The 17186-nt window shown below is 61.5% G+C and carries 23 protein-coding genes; 12 read left to right on the top strand and 11 right to left on the bottom strand.

Annotation, left to right across the window (positions count from 1 at the left end; all coding sequences use genetic code 11):
* Positions 1 to 39 precede the first annotated feature (39 nt).
* Entirely contained in the window at positions 40 to 1137 is a 1098-nt protein-coding gene (ychF, locus tag A3AI_RS0102445; RefSeq protein WP_024514043.1) for a redox-regulated ATPase YchF, read from the top strand.
* A 142-nt stretch (positions 1138 to 1279) separates the two neighbouring features.
* Here ychF and A3AI_RS0102440 read toward each other — a convergent pair whose 3' ends face one another.
* On the bottom strand, positions 1280 to 1573 hold the full coding sequence (locus tag A3AI_RS0102440; protein WP_024514042.1) for a DUF4282 domain-containing protein: 294 nt from the start codon (positions 1571 to 1573) through the stop codon (positions 1280 to 1282).
* A gap of 167 nt (positions 1574 to 1740) precedes the next feature.
* Between A3AI_RS0102440 and A3AI_RS0102435 the strand changes: the two genes are divergently transcribed.
* The 5 genes from A3AI_RS0102435 to A3AI_RS0102410 all read left to right on the top strand — a co-directional run bounded on the left by A3AI_RS0102435 (position 1741) and on the right by A3AI_RS0102410 (position 4979).
* Complete coding sequence (locus A3AI_RS0102435; protein WP_024514041.1) at positions 1741 to 2406, top strand: DUF6610 family protein; 666 nt, start codon at positions 1741 to 1743, stop codon at positions 2404 to 2406.
* The gene (locus tag A3AI_RS0102430; protein WP_024514040.1) at positions 2399 to 3028 is read left to right on the top strand and encodes a hypothetical protein; all 630 of its coding nucleotides are present in this window, start codon (positions 2399 to 2401) and stop codon (positions 3026 to 3028) included. The genes A3AI_RS0102435 and A3AI_RS0102430 overlap by 8 nt, the downstream gene beginning before the upstream one ends.
* A gap of 664 nt (positions 3029 to 3692) precedes the next feature.
* On the top strand, positions 3693 to 4157 hold the full coding sequence (locus tag A3AI_RS0102420; RefSeq protein ID WP_024514039.1) for a MaoC family dehydratase: 465 nt from the start codon (positions 3693 to 3695) through the stop codon (positions 4155 to 4157).
* Complete coding sequence (locus tag A3AI_RS0102415) at positions 4157 to 4639, top strand: MaoC family dehydratase (protein ID WP_024514038.1); 483 nt, start codon at positions 4157 to 4159, stop codon at positions 4637 to 4639. The genes A3AI_RS0102420 and A3AI_RS0102415 overlap by 1 nt, the downstream gene beginning before the upstream one ends.
* Positions 4640 to 4799: 160 nt before the next feature.
* The gene (locus tag A3AI_RS0102410; RefSeq protein ID WP_024514037.1) at positions 4800 to 4979 is read left to right on the top strand and encodes a hypothetical protein; all 180 of its coding nucleotides are present in this window, start codon (positions 4800 to 4802) and stop codon (positions 4977 to 4979) included.
* Here the strand turns inward: A3AI_RS0102410 and A3AI_RS47175 are convergent.
* The 6 genes from A3AI_RS47175 to A3AI_RS0102380 all read right to left on the bottom strand — a co-directional run bounded on the left by A3AI_RS47175 (position 4967) and on the right by A3AI_RS0102380 (position 8519).
* Positions 4967 to 5179, bottom strand: a complete 213-nt coding sequence (locus tag A3AI_RS47175; RefSeq protein ID WP_156927598.1) for a hypothetical protein — start codon at positions 5177 to 5179, stop codon at positions 4967 to 4969. The genes A3AI_RS0102410 and A3AI_RS47175 overlap by 13 nt on opposite strands.
* A gap of 100 nt (positions 5180 to 5279) precedes the next feature.
* Positions 5280 to 5702, bottom strand: coding sequence for a hypothetical protein (locus A3AI_RS0102400; protein ID WP_024514036.1), 423 nt, complete (start codon positions 5700 to 5702; stop codon positions 5280 to 5282).
* Positions 5703 to 5901: 199 nt separating this feature from the next.
* Entirely contained in the window at positions 5902 to 6876 is a 975-nt protein-coding gene (locus A3AI_RS0102395) for a hypothetical protein (protein ID WP_024514035.1), read from the bottom strand.
* Positions 6877 to 7076: 200 nt separating this feature from the next.
* Positions 7077 to 7514 carry a nuclear transport factor 2 family protein gene (locus A3AI_RS0102390; protein ID WP_024514034.1) on the bottom strand — a complete coding sequence of 146 codons (438 nt, stop codon included), beginning with the start codon at positions 7512 to 7514 and terminating at the stop codon, positions 7077 to 7079.
* 192 nt (positions 7515 to 7706) lie between these two features.
* Positions 7707 to 7970, bottom strand: a complete 264-nt coding sequence (locus A3AI_RS0102385) for a hypothetical protein (protein WP_024514033.1) — start codon at positions 7968 to 7970, stop codon at positions 7707 to 7709.
* 99 nt (positions 7971 to 8069) lie between these two features.
* Positions 8070 to 8519 carry a nuclear transport factor 2 family protein gene (locus A3AI_RS0102380; protein WP_024514032.1) on the bottom strand — a complete coding sequence of 150 codons (450 nt, stop codon included), beginning with the start codon at positions 8517 to 8519 and terminating at the stop codon, positions 8070 to 8072.
* A 311-nt stretch (positions 8520 to 8830) separates the two neighbouring features.
* Here A3AI_RS0102380 and A3AI_RS0102370 point away from each other — a divergent pair, with 311 nt between their 5' ends.
* The 4 genes from A3AI_RS0102370 (at position 8831) to A3AI_RS50165 (ending at position 11147) form a co-directional block, all read left to right on the top strand.
* Positions 8831 to 9064: a hypothetical protein gene (locus tag A3AI_RS0102370; RefSeq protein WP_024514031.1), complete on the top strand. Its 234-nt coding sequence runs from the start codon at positions 8831 to 8833 to the stop codon at positions 9062 to 9064.
* Between the two features lie 418 nt (positions 9065 to 9482).
* Entirely contained in the window at positions 9483 to 10046 is a 564-nt protein-coding gene (locus A3AI_RS0102360; protein WP_024514030.1) for a hemerythrin domain-containing protein, read from the top strand.
* 123 nt (positions 10047 to 10169) lie between these two features.
* Positions 10170 to 10493, top strand: coding sequence for a c-type cytochrome (locus tag A3AI_RS0102355; RefSeq protein WP_063615446.1), 324 nt, complete (start codon positions 10170 to 10172; stop codon positions 10491 to 10493).
* 246 nt (positions 10494 to 10739) lie between these two features.
* Positions 10740 to 11147 (top strand): hypothetical protein, encoded by a 408-nt coding sequence (locus A3AI_RS50165; RefSeq protein WP_024514028.1) that lies wholly within the window; start codon positions 10740 to 10742, stop codon positions 11145 to 11147.
* A 108-nt stretch (positions 11148 to 11255) separates the two neighbouring features.
* On the opposite strand, the gene uvrB is transcribed toward A3AI_RS50165, so the two are convergent.
* The 4 genes from uvrB to A3AI_RS0102330 form a co-directional block, all read right to left on the bottom strand.
* A complete protein-coding gene (gene uvrB / locus A3AI_RS0102345; protein ID WP_024514027.1) occupies positions 11256 to 14333 on the bottom strand; it encodes an excinuclease ABC subunit UvrB in 3078 nt (1025 codons plus the stop codon).
* 200 nt (positions 14334 to 14533) lie between these two features.
* Complete coding sequence (locus tag A3AI_RS0102340; protein ID WP_024514026.1) at positions 14534 to 14746, bottom strand: hypothetical protein; 213 nt, start codon at positions 14744 to 14746, stop codon at positions 14534 to 14536.
* A gap of 14 nt (positions 14747 to 14760) precedes the next feature.
* A complete protein-coding gene (locus A3AI_RS0102335; protein WP_024514025.1) occupies positions 14761 to 15012 on the bottom strand; it encodes a hypothetical protein in 252 nt (83 codons plus the stop codon).
* Between the two features lie 84 nt (positions 15013 to 15096).
* Positions 15097 to 16011: a LysR substrate-binding domain-containing protein gene (locus A3AI_RS0102330; protein WP_024514024.1), complete on the bottom strand. Its 915-nt coding sequence runs from the start codon at positions 16009 to 16011 to the stop codon at positions 15097 to 15099.
* 102 nt (positions 16012 to 16113) lie between these two features.
* Between A3AI_RS0102330 and A3AI_RS0102325 the strand changes: the two genes are divergently transcribed.
* Positions 16114 to 16350 (top strand): hypothetical protein, encoded by a 237-nt coding sequence (locus A3AI_RS0102325; protein ID WP_024514023.1) that lies wholly within the window; start codon positions 16114 to 16116, stop codon positions 16348 to 16350.
* 126 nt (positions 16351 to 16476) lie between these two features.
* A complete protein-coding gene (locus A3AI_RS0102320) occupies positions 16477 to 17184 on the top strand; it encodes a glutathione binding-like protein (protein ID WP_024514022.1) in 708 nt (235 codons plus the stop codon).
* The last annotated feature ends 2 nt before the right edge of the window (positions 17185 to 17186 follow it).

Genomic DNA, 17186 nt, shown 5'->3' with positions numbered 1-17186 from the left:
TCAGATCCCGACATGACCAGAATGGAATTTGAGGACACGATGGGATTCAAATGCGGTATCGTCGGGTTGCCCAATGTCGGCAAGTCGACGCTGTTCAACGCGCTGACCGAGACGGCAGCGGCGCAGGCGGCGAATTATCCGTTCTGCACCATCGAGCCGAATGTCGGTGAGGTCGCGGTCCCCGATCCGCGACTCGACAAGCTCTCGGCCATCGCCAAGTCGGCGCAGATCATTCCGACGCGGCTGACCTTCGTCGATATCGCAGGCCTTGTGCGCGGCGCGTCCAAGGGCGAAGGCCTCGGCAACCAGTTCCTCGCCAATATCCGCGAGGTCGATGCCATCGCGCATGTGGTGCGCTGCTTCGAGGATTCCGACATCACCCATGTCGAGGGCAAGATCGCCCCGCTGGCCGATATCGAGACCATCGAGACCGAGCTGATGCTCGCCGATCTCGACAGCCTGGAGAAGCGGGTCGACAATCTCGCAAAAAAGGCCAAGGGCAACGACAAGGACGCCAAGGAGCAGCTCGACCTCGTCAACCGCGCACTGGTACTGCTCCGTGACGGCAAGCCGGCGCGCCTGCTCGAGCGCAAGGCGGAGGAGGAGCGCAATTTCGCCATGCTTGGGCTTCTCACATCAAAGCCCGTCCTCTATGTCTGCAATGTCGAGGAGGCCTCGGCGGCGACAGGCAATTCGTTCTCCAAATCCGTCGAAGAGCAGGCGGCGAAGGAGGGGGCGGTTGCGGTCGTGATCTCCGCGAAGATCGAGTCGGAGATCGCAACGTTGTCGCGCGAGGAGCGTGTCGACTTTCTTGATACGCTGGGCCTGGAGGAGGCCGGCCTCGATCGCCTGATCCGCGCCGGCTACAAGCTGCTTGATCTCATTACCTATTTTACCGCCGGTCCGAAGGAAGCCCGCGCCTGGACTATCCATCGCGGCACCAAGGCGCCGGGGGCGGCCGGCGTAATCCACACCGATTTCGAAAAGGGCTTCATCCGCGCCGAGACCATCGCCTATGGCGACTACGTCGCGTTCAACGGCGAAGCCGGCGCGCGCGACGCGGGCAAGCTGCGGCTGGAAGGCAAGGAGTACGTCGTCGCCGACGGCGACGTGATGCACTTCCGGTTCAATACGTAGGCTATCTCGACGTTATCGCTCTTGAATGTTGCCGTCATTCCGGGCGCCTCGGAGAAGCTCAACCGGAATCTCAAGATTCCTTGATGTGCGAGCGCGCATCATGGTTCGATGCTTCGCATCGCCCCGGAATGAACAAGCTACATCACCGCATCCCGCCCTGGTCGCGGATGGCGCCGAGATGCTCGTTGATGCGGAACACGATCAGGATGAATTCCGCCACGATCCGCGAGAACACGATGCCGACGAGCACGCTTGCGATCGAGGACAAGAGCACCAGAAAGCCGCCGAACGGGCTGATCGCCATCGCGGCGAGGCCTGAGAAAATCCCTGAAAGGCCGAACAGGCAGATCAGCGCAATGACGAGCCAGTAGAACGTCTTGATGATGGTCGGCGTGATAAACCTATCCCATTGGAATAGGTCGCGAAATTGAAACATGGGTGGTCCCCCCTCAGTCCCACTAGAATTGTGACGACAGGCATGAATTGCTGCAAATAGCGGCCACAATCGGGCCCCCAAAAAAGTCTGCAAAATCGTAGTTTATAACATGAATATCTCGCTTACTTTAGGTTGAAATCGCCTCATGGCGCGCTCATTCTCCCTCAATGGGGCGAAGGAACGTTCTGAAATTCGTTGCACATAGTGCGACGGTTTTAGAGATTGCTGTGCAGCATGGTTGGATGCCGGGCGCGCGCTACACTAATTTGCGTGACGTCAAGCGTTTCTCCAAACTTGGATTTTTAGACATAGATTGGAAGAGCTATGACTTCCGTCGACACCTTGCGGCGGCGGAGGTGACGCGTCCTCTGATAACGGTGGCCCGGGATATCGAGGAGCGTCGCGACCTAAAGCGGATCGTAGACCAAGCCTATAGGCTGCTTGAATTTGCTACCCACGTCGTTGTGGTGCCGAAAGACCCATTGCTAGAAGCGCGCCTGTGCAAATGCATTCCTACAGAGTTTTTGCTTGGGTTTAGTGTTCCGACAAAGTACGGCGGAACGAAACTTTCACCGAAGGCGTTTCGACGACCGGTTCACTTGCTTGGTGGAAGACCAGACGTGCAAAGAAGGTTGGCTGATCTGATGCCGGTATTTAGCTTCGACACAAACAGGTTTACCTTGGATGCTGCTTTCGGTGACTATTTCGATGGGCGTATGTTTCGGCCTCATCCCATTGGCGGGTACAGAAACTGTCTAGCGGCCTCTTTGAAAAACATGACTTCGCTCTGGGCCACCTATCACGCTAAAGCAATTGTGAAACGAGATGGCTGACGACACTGATCCTGATAAACCCCGTCGCGACTTCCTGTTGGCAATGTACGGGCAGCTCATGAATGACATAAACCGTCATATCGTGGTTGTCTGGCAATCAGTGGGCGTGTTGTTCGGTGCGTTTGCGATTTTCGCGCTGGTGGAGAAAAAGGTGGTGTCGTTGGACATCGCCAGTTCGCTAATCCTGCTGTTGTGCGCTTGGCTGATTGCTCACGTTTATGACGCTGGTTATTGGTATAATCGTAATCTGGTAATCATTGCGAACATTGAACGCCAATTCTTGCGACCATCAGACCTTAGAGAGATACACTACTACTTTGGGCGACACAGGAGGGCTGGCGCACTAATCACGCATCTTGAAATCCAGCTATTTCTCGCTATTGGCGTTGGCCTCTTAGTTTTGGCTTTGCATTTCTTTACGGTAGTGCTGCCGGTATGGCAGAAGGCCAAAGAAGGAACGGGGCTTACTTATCTCCCGTGGGTGACAGCCCTCGCGGGCATCTTTGTCTGGTGGTGGTCAAGGAAGAAGGCCTCAGACCGCTATACGAACTTTCTCAAAAACTCACCCGGCAAGGAAATTGACGACGCTGGCATCAGTCACGGGACGGGCCATCCCGTTTGACGTTGCTAGGATGGCGGCTTGCTTGGCGTGCTCACGGCTTTTCTAGAAGCCCAATCTCGGTAAGGTGTTTGACCAACCAGTCCTGGTACAGGAGAGTTGGTCTGGACCGTTTCGCGGCACTAAACTCGCACCTGATCTCGCGATGCTGCTGAGGAGGAAGACCGCGCATGATCTCTATAGCGATCATCCGGTGCTCACGTATTGATGCCGCGCGCGATTTGCCCGGTTTTTGCCGCGCCTCGCGCTCCAATGTAATTTGAATTGGCGCGAAGCTCGGACGGTTTGAGACCAATTTACCGGCTCCAAGTCGAAATCGACCTAAAAGAACGAATTCAGGTTCAGGTGACGAATTGGCGTTCTCTTTTTTTCGCTTCGATTTGCATCTTCCGGTAGATCGCCCATCATGTTTCAGAATTGCCGGGTCAGTTAAAGCGGTCCCACTGGAATAGGTCCCTGAATTCAAACATCGGTCGACTCTCCCCCGGGCGAAGCGAAAGGTGCTTACGCTTGAACTGACGGCCCGGCCAGCCCGAACATGCCGTCCGGCAAGATTCGGACATCAGGATCGGGTATGGGCCATGCCGGCAAACAGGATTGAGATTGCCGGAAAGTGCGGCCACAATCTGGCTTTCCTCGCCGCAATCCCCAAAACAGCACGCAGGCAATGACCACGCTCAGATTTGAAGATTTCCCGCCCGGCCGCTTCGGCAGTTTCGGTCCACACCATGTCACGCGCGAGGACATTCTCGCTTTCGCCGGCGAGTTCGATCCGCAGCCGATGCACCTCGACGAGGAGGCGGCGGCGAAGTCCATGCTGAGGGGACTGTCCGGCTCGGGCTGGCACCTCTGCTCGCTCATGATGCGGATGCTGTGTGACGGCTTCATCGCCCGCACCGCTTCGCTCGGCTCACCGGGCGTCAACGAGGTGCGCTGGCTCGCTCCGCTGCGGCCGGGCGACGACCTGACGCTCGAGGTCGACGTGATCGAGGCGCGGGTGTCGAAAAGCCGGCCCGAGACCGGTATCGTCATGTTCAAGAGCACGGCGCGCAATGCGGCAGGTGAAGCGCTGTGCGAGATGACCTCGCCGATCATCGTCGGTCGGCGCGAGGGTGCGGAGGGTGCGCGCTGATGCTGTTCTTCGAGGACATGGAGATCGGGCAGCGGCGCGAGGTCGGCTCCTTCACCTTCACCGCGGAGGCGATCAAGGCCTTTGCCGCGCAATTCGATCCGCAGCGCTTTCATTTGAGTGAGGAGGAGGGCCGCAACTCACTGTTCGGCGGCCTTGCCGCCTCCGGATGGCATGTCGGCTCAGTTTGCATGAAGCTGATGGTCGTGGACGCCCAGCGGCGGATGAAGGAAGCGGTGGCGCGCGGTGAGACGGTCGCAGCGTGGGGACCTTCGCCCGGCTTTCGCGAGCTGCGCTGGCTGAAGCCGGTGCTGGCCGGCGACACCATCAGCTTTGCCAGCGAAATCGTCGCCAAGCGCATATCGGAGTCGCGTCCCAATTGGGGCGTTTTGCAGGCGCGCCAGACCGGAACCAATCAGCACGGGGAACCGGTGTATTCGCTGCTGGCAACGGCCTTCGTACCACGGCGCGAAACTGCATCCTGAGCGGCCCATCGCGTCGCCGGGTGATGCGCGGAAAACACGGTTAGCGAATAGTTGCATGATGCTGGCTCGCGGCGGCCGTTGAGCAAACAAATCATTCGCTAACCTGTTATGAACTTCTCGCTGTCTATTTGAGTTATGGGACAGACGGCGGGGAAGTACGATGGCTGATCGCGGCGCGTTGAAACTGGTGGGTTGGATTTTCGCAAGCGTCACGATTGCGGTGATGCTGACCGCGACCATCGTCGTGAAGGGCTATGCCGACGGCGTCTACAAGCTCGGCGCGCCCATCGAGAGCTCAAACGCTTCGCCAAGCCAGCCTAGATCAGCTCAGCGGCTGTAGATCAGCGCCAGCCCGACCACCGCCAAGACCAGCAGGACCGAGAAGCGGATCATGATGACGCCCATCCGGTGCGGCGTCGGCCGCAGCGCGATGGGATCGGTGTTTCCCGGGCGGAAGCTTTCCATGACGTGACAGGTCCCCCGATCGCCGCGAACACGCAGCGTCAGACCTTGGTCGCGCCGGGCGCCGGATGCGTTCAAGCACCTCGCCAGCTTTTTTGGGAACTCTCGAATCAGTACCGCCGCGCTCCCCTGCCGTGGGGAGGCGGCGGCTGATTTACGCGGAACGAGAACTTTGGTGTCAGCTGTTGCGGAGCGTCTCGGCTGCGCGCTTCCACTGCGAGACGTTGTCGGAGATCATGCGGGTCGACTTCATCGCCGCCTGGCTCAGCTGCGCATAGCCGGAGATCTCGCGCTGCACGCGCTGGCCCTCGGCATGCAGCAGGTCGCGCAGGGCTTCCAGCTCGGAGATCAGGTTCTCGATCTCCGACAGCGACGTGCCGGCGACGCGCTGGATCAGCGAATTGACATTGTTCACAGTGGCCTCCGCACTTCCGTCAAGCGCGGGCTCGGTGCTGGTATTGAGCGTGGCCGGCCGGCGCAGATAGGCGATGTCGTTGCGCACGAAATCACGAATGCCAGCCTCGACTTCCGTCACCGCTGCGAGATTGGTGTCAACCTCGCCTTCGGCGGATTCAGTCTTCTCCGAACGCAGAATGCTCATCGGCCTTAACCCCTGTTTCGCGTTTGCTTCGTGTTGAGCGCGAGTGTCCCCCGCACGACGAATTGCAGATGCATAGGGGCGGTTGAATTTGACCGCATCGCGGCCAATCTGCGGCAATGCGCGATCATTAGATGGATTTGCCGTGGCGCAACATGACGCGTTTTTATCAAGCATGATCCGGATCATGCTTGACAGAGCGTTACCAGCTCTTCTTGAAGCCCGCGGTGACGCTCTTGTTGGTTACGCCTTGTGCCGTCTCACCGATCGAGCCGGAGATGGTGACGCCGTCGGAGAGCTTCTGCTCGGCGCCGATCTTGCGCAGCCATTTGTCGTCGGCCGACGACAGGCTCTGGCCGGCTGTGACGCTGGCCCCGGTGTTGCCGATGTCGAGCTTGGCTGACTGGTCGGTCTCGTAGCTGCGCATGGTGCGGCCGCCAATGCCGGGCACCGCGACCGCGCCCTGATCGGTGACGTTGTAGCCATTCTGCAGCGTGACCGAATACTGGTTGGCCAGCGGCACCTGCTTGCTGATGGAGGTACCGAGCTTGCTCTGGTCCTGGGAGGGATCGAGGCGCGCCTCGATCGCCGTCTTGTCCCAGAGCGAGCCTGCGCCCGGCGCGGTGATCGCCGCCCATGCGGTGCCGGAGGATTGCAGTGCGTTGCCGCCATTGGCGGACTTCTCGGCGAGCAACTCGGACATGGTGGTGGGCTCGCGCGCCACCGTCATGTCGGCGCCGACGCGGGTATCCCAGAACGGCGAGATCGACTGCTTCACCGACACCGCGGATGAGCCGTTGGCCTGGTTCTCAGACGACCACTTGATCTCGCTGCCGTCATCGGCCTTCTTCGCCGCCGCCTTCACCCTGGCGTCGGCAACCGCAGAGGTGTCGGCGCTGAGGAGGCTCCAGTCGAGCTTGCTGACGTCGACATCCTTCATTTTGGGCATGTCGGGGTCGTTGGCGTCGGCGACGGCCGGCTTTTCGGCCGGGGTATCATCTGAATCTTCCTCGGCCTCGGCCGGTTGTACGGGCCAGACCGGCGCCGGCTTCGCTTCAGCAGGTTTCGCTTGGTTGGATAATACCTGCTGCGCTCGCGCCGGCAGCGCTTGCACAACCAAAAACCCTGCCGCCAGCGCCAGAACGCTCAGCCTGCCCGTGGAGAGAACGGAAATCATTGTTCCAGCCCGCAACTTGTCATTCCATCGCCAAGGATGCGGTGATTTCCGTACCAAATTGTGGCGGGATGGATCAAGTTACCGTCAGGTGCGATTTGGCGCCGTAGGTGGGCAAGGCGCAAGCGTGCCCACCGATCATCTGCCGTGAGGCGCGATCGGCGGGCACGGCGCGGCGCCTTCGCCCACCCTATGGAGTCACTTCACGCAAGCGCCATTCTCGGAAGATGGATCGGCCGGCCCAGTGCCTGCTCGACCAGGTCGAAACTGTCGAGCAGCACGCGCAGCCGGCTTAGCCGTCCCGCCTTGAACTGGGCGAAATGGGCGAGCCGCAGCGCGACCGGCTTGTCGGAATCGAGCGCGGTGAAGGTGAAGCGCAGCATCGAGGCGGCGGTGTCGACGCCGAGCATCACGGTCTCGCGGTCGAAGCGATGCACCCGGAAGTTCTCCGCGATCTGCCTGATCACCTCCAGCACCGCGGCCTTGCCGAGCCGTGCGCCAAGGAAGGGAAACATGTCGATCGGCCCGTAGATGGCCCACTCCACCTCGTCGTCGATCAGTTCCGCGATGTCGTCGATTTGGCGTTCGTTGATCGCGCGAAAAAACGCGCGTGAAAAACGCCAGAGGCTGTGCTCTGTCATTCGGCTCGTTCCTGAAAATGGCGGTAAAAAAAGCAGCNAACAAGCCGATAGCGGCGCGTCATTGGCGACGTGCCCGGCTTCGTTGCTGCATCAATCGTTGGCGCACAAATAGTGCGGACGGCCCGAAGTGCAAGTCACAATTCTGCAATGCACGGATGCGGCCATTCCGAAATCAATTATGCGGGAGAATGGTTAGTCGCGCGGCCGCCCGTGCTCGCGCTCGATCGCGATCTCATTGTCGCGGACGGCCAGCACGCCGAACAGGAAGGCGCCGCCGAGCCCGCCGATCATGGCGCCCGCCGGCATGAAGGTGAAGAACACCAGCATGCCGCTATAGCCTTCGAAATCCGTGGGTTTGAAGATTTCGACCCAGGCGAGCCCCAGCCCGATTCCGAGCGCAGCCCCGCCGACGGTACCCAGCACCAGGCCGAGCAAAGCAAACAACGCAATTTTCATGAATGAAATGTTCGGTTCGCAATGTCCCGTGTTTAAGTCGCCGCAGCGGGCGGTTGGGTTCAATGGAGGCGGGGCAATGACGGTGCGAGCGTCTCGCGCCTACGCTTCGTCCGGCTTCCGCCCGGTCAACTCCGCACCGATGTCGCGCTCCAGCACCTGCTGGACCAGGTCATAGGTATCGAGGATCTCGCGGATATGGGTGATGCGCCCGGCGCGTAGCGTGTAGAAGGCGGCGAGGTCGAACTGCACCACGCGCTGATTGTCGGCCTTGCGGAAGAAGACGCGGATGTTGGCGGCCACCTTGTCGCCGTCGGCGATGATGATGGGCACGTCGTAGCGCATCTCGCAATAGCGGGCGTGGACGGTCCGCCACATCGTCCGCACCTGGTCCTTGCCCTTGCGATGACCCAAATGGGCCAGGATATCGGTGGGCGCATTGGCGAAGAATTCGACATCGTCGCTGCAACGGGCCAATGCCCCTTCGATGTCTCCCGAATAGAAGATTTCGAGAAACTTCAGCACGCGTGTCCGGTTAAGATTGGCGACCATCCGCTCTCCGCATCGCGTCACGCTTCGTGTGGCGTGATCGCGCTCATTCCGCTCCAATTCGCGGGCCGCATCAATCAGGAAAAAGACCTAGACATCGTTAAGCGACACGTCGCCGAAACGTTGACGGCGGTTCACCATGATACCCGCAGCGCATGCGATCTTTCGTGATGTTCAGTCGGCAAGATTGCGCGCGCCGATAGATCGCGTGGGGGTTGCAGGTCCGGTGCGCGCGCTGTGCAGCCCGGAACTTGATCGCGATGCGCGGATTGTAATTGCAAACACATCGCCACCGCCAACCATCCGAGGGTCACATGAAGATCGCCGTCGCCGCTCTCGTCGCCGTGCTTGCGTTTGCCGTCGCCTCGTCCGCCGATGCCAAGGGCTGCATCAAGGGCGCCATCGTCGGCGGCGTCGCCGGCCATTATGCCGGCCACCACGGTGCGCTCGGTGCCGCCGCCGGCTGCCTCTATGGCCGGCACCGCGCTCACGAGCAGGACAAGCAGCAGGAGCAACAGAGCCAGGCCAACGGCCAGGGGAAAATCTGACAGGGGAAAATCTGAGGCAAGAATTTGAGGCGAGCGACCGCTCGCGCGGGGAGCGATGCTGCGTGCCGCGCAGGTCAGCTTTCGGATTCAATTGTCAAACAGCCACTAACTCCGCTGTCATCGTCCAACTCCGCTGTCATCCGGTTTGACCGGACGATCCAGTATTCCAGAGACGCCACTGCTTGAGCCGAAAGGCCGCAGCGTACTGGATCGCCCGCCTTCGCGGGCGATGACGATCGAGACAAATGTTCATGGCAGTCATTGCGAGGAGCAACGCGACGAAGCAATCCAGGGCGCGCGCGACGGCCAGGCGGCGCAAATGGGAACGTCAAGACCGAGTGATTTTGATGTAACGCAAAGAGCAGCGATAAACTTCGGTTAGGCTTATTTGTCTTCCAATAGTTTGTTGAAGGCTACAATGATTATTGAGCGGCTATCCCGAGAGCATCGCAATGTTGAGGTGCTCCTCTCCATACTTGAGCGCGAACTGGAAATTTTCGATCGCAGCGGGCGCCCCGACTATGAGGTCATTCGCGCGATCATAAGCTATTTCGAAGTTTATACGGAGATATACCATCATCCGCAGGAAGACCTGGTCCTTGCCAAGCTAGAAATTCGCGATCCTGCCGCGGCCAAGAAGGTTGGTAGCCTTGCACTTGAGCACCAAAAGGGGTCTCAGCGTCTGCGCCGTGTCGCCGGGGCAATAGATGCTGTCCTTGCCGATCGTGAAATTCTCCGGGACAGCGTGGACAACATCATTCGCGACTTTATAGAGCATGAGCGGCGTCACATCATGATGGAAGATCGTGATTTCTTTCCGGCCGCCCTCAAGGCATTGGAGCCCCAGGATTGGACGGAGATCAATTCGGCCTTGACCAGTTGTGAGGATCCGCTGTTCAGCGACGCAGCCGAAGAGACGTTTGACGCGGTACGAGCGCTTATCTTGCAGTTGGAGCAAGAGGCGGAGGCCGAACGACACTAGATTCCAGTCTCGCTCCTCGGGTTGATCTGGTGGTGCCGCTGTATTTGTCCGTCCTGTGCGAAGGTTCATTTTATAAACTGGCAGACTGGCCATAAGACCAAGGTCGCGAAGAAAGAGGTTAGGATGCTGAGAGATCGGATGTCGTGCACGCTGCTGGTGGGCGGGTGCGCATTTGGCGTCGCTCTCGGATCATCGGCGCTCGCGGCCGAGGCCGACAATGGCAAGACCCTCGCAAACCGCTGGTGTTCAAGCTGCCATGTCGTGGACCGCGAGCAGAAACTGGCGACCGATCAAGCTCCGCCATTTGCGTCGCTCGCGAAAGTACCTGCCTTCGATGCGAACAAGCTGGCATTTCTCCTGCTAAAGCCGCATCCGAACATGCCGACCTTGTCTCTTAGCCGGGCAGAAATCGCCGATATCGCGGAGTATATCGCGACGCAGAAGTAGCAGTCGGTGATCGAATGGGCCATTGCAGGGCAAGAGTACGAAAGTGGCCCACCGTGTCGATATTAGGAGTCCGCCTTTCCAGCGCTCCTGAAGGCGAAGCAGGCGTAACCGGCTTGGCTTCGAATTGGACGGCGGACAAAATCAGGGCTGATGTTTGAACCGTCAGCGCCACGATCGCGCCGCACGAAAAGTCGAATTGCAAAGCTAAAGTGTCCCAGGATGACGCAAGATGGGGGACACCAGACGATGCCCTACGCACTGTTTTGCCACGAGGCGAAGCTGAGCAAGACCTATCCGACCGAAGCGGATGTCTGGGAACGGGCCCGACAAAGTGGGCTCCTGGTTGACATGGCCTCGGGGGACAATGAGGCAATGCCGCGACCGGTATTCGAGAATGACTACGAGATCAGGCCGTGCCTGCCGGATCCGCTGGAAGATTTGGCCGAAAACCACGCCGAGGCAGAGTGGCGCGCCGAGAGCGACTTTGTGCCGCGCTGGGCTGATGGGGATAGCAGTCAGCTGGTCATAATGAATACAGCCGCGCCTGGCCCGCTATCAGCAGCTGCTTTGAAGAGGGCGATGGCAATACGGATTCAGGTTCTAACCGGGCTCAAAGCCGGTTGGACGCGCGGTCGGCATCGCGGCCGAATTTGACCCTGCACCTGTCGCGGTCATCCTGCTGAGGCCGCTCGTGTTTTCTCTGAGCAACGTTTCGTCAGGCCAGCCCAACGAAAGTCGGTCGCTTTGCCAGCCTGCGTTACCTTACCTCTTCTTCCACCCACCGCGCTTGCCCGGCGCGCCACCCGTCGACCGCGGAGCCGGGCCGAACTCAGGGCCTGACTCGCGAGAGTTGGTCGGCTGGATGATCTTGCTGGTGCCGCCGAAGGGCTTGTTCGGCAGCGCGCGGTCCGGGCGGTAGGGGAGGGACTCCGGGCCGTGCATCTCATCGAGATGCGGCTTGTGGACTTTGGAGGCACCGCCGCGCGGCTTGGTGCTGCTGCGGGCGTCGTCGTCCTCGAACGGAGAGAAGGCGAGGGGGTCTTCTTGTTTTGCGCCGCCTCGCGCACCTGCGCCGCGCGCTCCTCCCGCTCCCGGGGCTGAACCGAACGACGTGCGTCTCCCGCCGCCGCTCTGCTTGGCGTATTTGCCGGCGCGGCTGACGATTTCAGGCAAATTGGCGGCATCGCCGTATTTCCTTGCGCCGGTGTAGGCGCCCGCGCGCTCCTGCACCGTGCGCTGGCGCGTGGTGGGATCGTCAACGACCGCGAGCTCGGTGGCGCGCAGGCGTTTCACCTCGTCGCGCAATCTCGCGGCTTCCTCGAAGTTCAGATCGGCGGCCGCTTCGCGCATCCTGGTTTCGAGATCGGCCAGCACCGCTTCGAAATTGTGGCCGATCGAGATGACATCCTCGGCCATGCCTTGCTGGCCGACATCGACCAGCACGTGGTCGCGCTCATAGACCGAGTTGAGGATGTCGCCGATCGACTTCTTCACGCTCTCCGGCGTGATGCCGTTGGCCGTGTTGTACTCGACCTGCTTCTCGCGGCGGCGGGTGGTCTCGGCGATAGCGCGCTCCATCGAGCCGGTCATCGAGTCGGCATAGAGCACGACCTTGCCGTCGACGTTGCGCGCGGCGCGGCCGATGGTCTGGATCAGCGAGGTCTCGCTGCGCAGAAAGCCTTCCTTGTCGGCGTCGAGAATGGCGACCAGCGCGCATTCGGGAATGTCGAGACCCTCGCGCAACAGGTTGATGCCGACCAGCGCGTCGAAGGCGCCTAGCCGCAGATCCCTGATGATCTCGATGCGCTCGATGGTGTCGATATCAGAGTGCATGTAGCGCACGCGAATGCCCTGCTCATGCAGATATTCAGTGAGGTCCTCCGCCATGCGTTTTGTGAGAACCGTGATCAGCGCGCGATAGCCGGCGGCGGCGGTCGCACGTACCTCGCCGACGAGATCGTCGACCTGGGTGCGGGCCGGGCGGATTTCGACCGGCGGATCGATCAGCCCGGTCGGACGGATCACCTGCTCGACGAACACGCCGCCGCTTTCGTTCAGCTCCCAGCCGCCCGGCGTCGCCGACACCGCGACCGTCTGCGGCCGCATCATGTCCCATTCCTCGAAACGCAAGGGGCGGTTGTCCATGCAGGACGGCAGGCGGAAGCCGTATTCTGCGAGCGTCGCCTTGCGGCGGAAGTCGCCGCGGAACATGCCGCCGATCTGCGGCACCGTGACATGGCTTTCATCGGCGAACACAAGCGCATTGTCGGGCACATATTCGAACAGCGTCGGCGGCGGCTCGCCGGGCAGGCGCCCGGTGAGATAGCGCGAATAGTTCTCGATACCGGCGCAGCTGCCCGTGGCCTCCATCATCTCGATGTCGAAGGTGGTGCGCTGCTCCAGCCGCTGCGCCTCGAGCAGGCGGCCCTGCGCGTTGAGCTGGTCGAGCCGGAGCTTCAATTCGCCCTTGATGGACTTGATCGCCTGCACCAGCGTCGGGCGCGGCGTCACATAATGCGAATTGGCGTAGACCTTGATGAATTCGAGCTCGTCCTGCTTGTGGCCGGTGAGCGGATCGAACTCCTCGATATTCTCGACGGTGTCGCCGAACAGGTTCACGCGCCAGGCGCGGTCCTCATAGTGGGCGGGGAAGATATCGATGATGTCGCCGCGGACGCGGAAGGTGCCGCGGGTGAAATCCGCCGAGGTGCGCTTGTATTGCAGCGCGACCAGGTCGGCGATGAGCTGGCGCTGGTCGATGCGCTCGCCCTTCTTCAGCGCGAAGGTCATCGCGGTGTAGGTCTCGACCGAGCCGATACCATAGATGCAGGAGACGGAGGCGACGATGATGACATCGTCGCGTTCGAGCAGCGCGCGCGTCGCCGCATGGCGCATGCGGTCGATCTGCTCGTTGATCGAGGAATCCTTTTCTATGTAGGTGTCGGTGCGCGGAACGTAGGCTTCCGGCTGGTAGTAATCGTAATAGCTGACAAAATATTCCACCGCATTGTCGGGGAAGAAGCTCTTGAACTCGCCATAGAGCTGCGCGGCCAACGTCTTGTTCGGCGCCAGGATCAGCGCCGGCCGCTGCGTCGCCTCGATCACCTTGGCCATGGTGTAGGTCTTGCCCGAGCCGGTGACGCCGAGCAGCACCTGGGTGCGGTCGGTGCGGCCGATGCCTTCGACCAGTTCGGCGATCGCGCCGGGCTGGTCGCCCCTGGGCTCATAGGTGGACTTGATCTCGAAGCGGACACCGCCTTCGCTCTTCTCCGGGCGCGGCGGCCGGTGCGGCGTCCACACCCGCGTCGAGCCGTCCTCCTTGCGGAATTCCGGGCGGCCCTCGCGGATCAGCGCCTCCAGCGCGTCGGCGGTCGCCTTGACGCCCAGCACTTCGGTCTTGCTGCGCGGCGGACGGGCAAGCGCCTCCGCATCATCCTCCTCGGTCGGCAACCCAAGCTGGCGCGCGAGTTCAGGATCGAGGAAGGGCACTGTTGCCGTCGTGCCGTAGTGCGCTTGCGGCGCTTCGGCCAGACCGTTCGCCGGCGCGGCTTCGCTCGCGCTGTCGCCCGTCAAGGTATCGCGTCTGGCCACCTCCTCGCTCTTGTCGCGGGTCGAGGCGCGCGCCCGATGCGCGGCCGCCTCGCCGCCGGAGCGGCGGTCCCAGGAATTATCAGGCGGCGGCTGCAGACCGGTCGACGAGCCGATGCCGCTCTCGCCGCGATTGATCGCGGGGTTGAGCAATTCGGCCAGCGCCGGCCCGATCGGGAGAACCTCGGGTCGGTGGGCCTTGGATTTCGGGGTTTTGCCGGGCTTTTTCGGCCGATCGGGAGTCTTCGCCATCAGGCGAATATGGGACGAGTGAGGTCGATATAAAAGAGTGAAACGGGACGTGTGGAGCAGGCGGGAACTGGAGCGCGGCTGTCAGCAGGTGTCAGTACATGACGTGATGTGCAGGGATCGGCATTGCGGGGGTCAGCATGTGCAGGGCTCGGCGGGCCCACCTCTCCCTGTTGGGAGAGGTGAAACCGCGTCCGTTCGGTTCAGCTTTCGGCGCGCTGGCTCGCCGCTGCCGCCGCCGACTGCACGATATCCAGATGAATCGCGCCACAACTGGTGCAACGCTGGGTCCAGTATTCGGTGCCGGCGCGACCGCCGAATACGCGCAGGATGGCCAGCTCGCCACGGCATTCCGGACATTCGGAGCGCACGGGCGGAGCGGAGAGGGAAGGTTGCACGGATTCAAGGTTCGGCATGGCCGGCCTCGTCGTTACAGGAAGGGCTGGATGTCGCATTCGTCGTCGGCCGGCTCGCTCCAGAAATCCTTGGCTCGATCGATCTGCTTTTTGGCATCGACGATGGCGGCTTCCTGGTCAGGCCAGGCAAAGCCGACTTCGACCTTGGGAAACAAGGCGCCGTCGATGAGGAGGGGTTTCAGGTCGGCGCGGCGGATGCGCGCGTGCCACAGGTCCTTCCCGGCTTCGAAGGATTCGATGTCGTAACCTTGATAGATGCAGTCCATGACTATCCCCGTTTGGAGGCTATTCCCGTTGGATCAGGGGCGGACACCAAACCACGCCTCACGGCGATAGCCGTGTGAAGCCGTTCACACGGCGCGGAGTTTTTTCGGGGAGAGGTCGGCTTGCGCCGCGGGCTGCGCGGCCGCCTGGATGATCCAGCGTCGGAACGCGGCGAAGTCGCGCTGGGTGGCCTGGAAGCTGCGGTAGACCAGGTACCATCGCATGCCCTTCGGCACCGTGAGCGCGAACGGCGCCACCAGCCGGCCGGCGGCGAGGTCGTCGTCGATATAGGGCCGGATGCCCATGGCGATGCCGAGCCCGTCAGCGGCGGCCTGCAGCGCCTGGCCGTAATACTGGAACTCAGGACCGCGTGCGTTCAGCCGCGGCAGCCCCGCGGCCTTGAGCCAGAGCGGCCAGTCCTCGCTCGCGTGCGCGACGCGCAAGAGCGCGGGGCCCTTGAGCTCGGACGCCTTTTTCAGCGTAGCCGCCAGCCGGGGAATGCAGACCGGCTGCAGGTCGGCGGCAAACAGGGGCTCGGCGACCAGGCCCGGCCAATCGCCGTCGCCGAGCTTGATGCCGCAGCTCCAGTCGTCGCCGAAGGGAGCGGCGACCCCGCCCGCGGTGATGCGGACCTCGATATCAGGCTGGGCCTTGCGGAAATCGGCGAGGTGCGGGATCAGCCAGCGCATCGCAAAGGTCGGGCCGACGCCGATGGTGAGCACGCGCCTGGCGACTGGCGCGGTGACCTGCGCGGTCAGCGTGGCCAGCGCGTCGAAGATCGGCGTCAACCCGTTCTGATAGACGCGCCCCGCGGCAGTCAGCGCAAGCTTGTTGGCCTTGCGTTCGAACAGAGCCACACCGAGCCGCTCCTCCAAGAGATGCACCATCCGGCTGATCGCCGCCGCCGAGACATTGAGCTCCTGCCCCGCAGCGGCAAAGCTGCCGCCCCGCGCCGCCGCCTCGAATGCCTTGATGCCGTTGAGAAAAAGCAGCCGCCGCAAATCCAAACACCCTCAGGAAAGCTGATGCTTGGGGCAACATAACTCGGTTTGCGTGCAAGGGACAAGCGAGCGAAAAGCAAGTGCCGATTCCGGGAGATGTCGATGACAGAAGCAGCCGATCCGCTGGTGCTGGATTTCGTCGAATGGATCGCGCGCGAGCCGCGCGCCTATTCCGAGGTGATCGGCGCCTGGAAGACCTCCTGTCCGCGCCTGACCATCTGGGAGGACGCGGCCGAGCGCGGCTATGTCACGCGTGAGACCATCGCCGGTTTTGGCATCGTGGTGACGGTGACGGAGGACGGAGAGAAATTGCTGCGGGCTAACGGCCGGATGTCCTGAGGCAAAAGCAGATCACGTTTGCGGGTTTGCCTGATGGAGCGGGATTGACTTGGGCGCCGGCCGGCGCGAAGTTCATGCAATCGCATCTTTCTCGATGCATGGAAAACGCCAGCAGGGACGCCGCCTATGATCGACCTTTATTACTGGTCCACGCCGAACGGCCACAAGATAACGATGTTCCTCGAGGAGACCGGGCTTCCCTACAAGGTCTTTCCGATCAACATCGGCAAGGGCGACCAGTTCAAGCCGGAGTTCCTGGAGGTGGCGCCGAACAACCGGATTCCCGCCATCGTCGATCACGCGCCCAAGGGCGGCGCAAAACCGCTGCCGCTATTCGAATCTGGCGCCATCCTGCTCTATCTCGCCGAGAAGACCGGCAAGTTCCTGCCGACCGATCTCTATAGCCGCTACGACGCGATCCAGTGGACGTTCTGGCAGATGGGCGGACTCGGGCCGATGGCCGGCCAGAACCATCACTTCCGCAACTATGCGGTGGACAAGCTGCAATACGCTATCGACCGCTATGTCAACGAGACCAACCGGCTCTACGGCGTGCTCAACAAGCGCCTCGCCGATCGCGAATTCATCGCCGGCGACTATTCCATCGCCGACATGGCGAGCTATCCCTGGGTCGTGCCGTACGAGAACCAGGGCCAGGACATCGGGCAGTTTCCGCATCTGAAGCGCTGGCTGGAGACCATCCGCGCGCGGCCTGCGACCGAACGTGCCTACGCCAAGGCGAAAGAGGTCAATCCGAATTTCGGCCAGCCCGCGATCCGCACCGAGGAAGAGCGCAAGATCCTGTTCGGCCAGACCGCGTCGACGGTGCGGTGAAC

Source organism: Bradyrhizobium sp. Tv2a-2 (genome assembly GCF_000472425.1).
In the GTDB taxonomy this organism is placed as follows: domain Bacteria; phylum Pseudomonadota; class Alphaproteobacteria; order Rhizobiales; family Xanthobacteraceae; genus Bradyrhizobium.
This window is presented reverse-complemented; position numbering and strand designations above follow the sequence as displayed.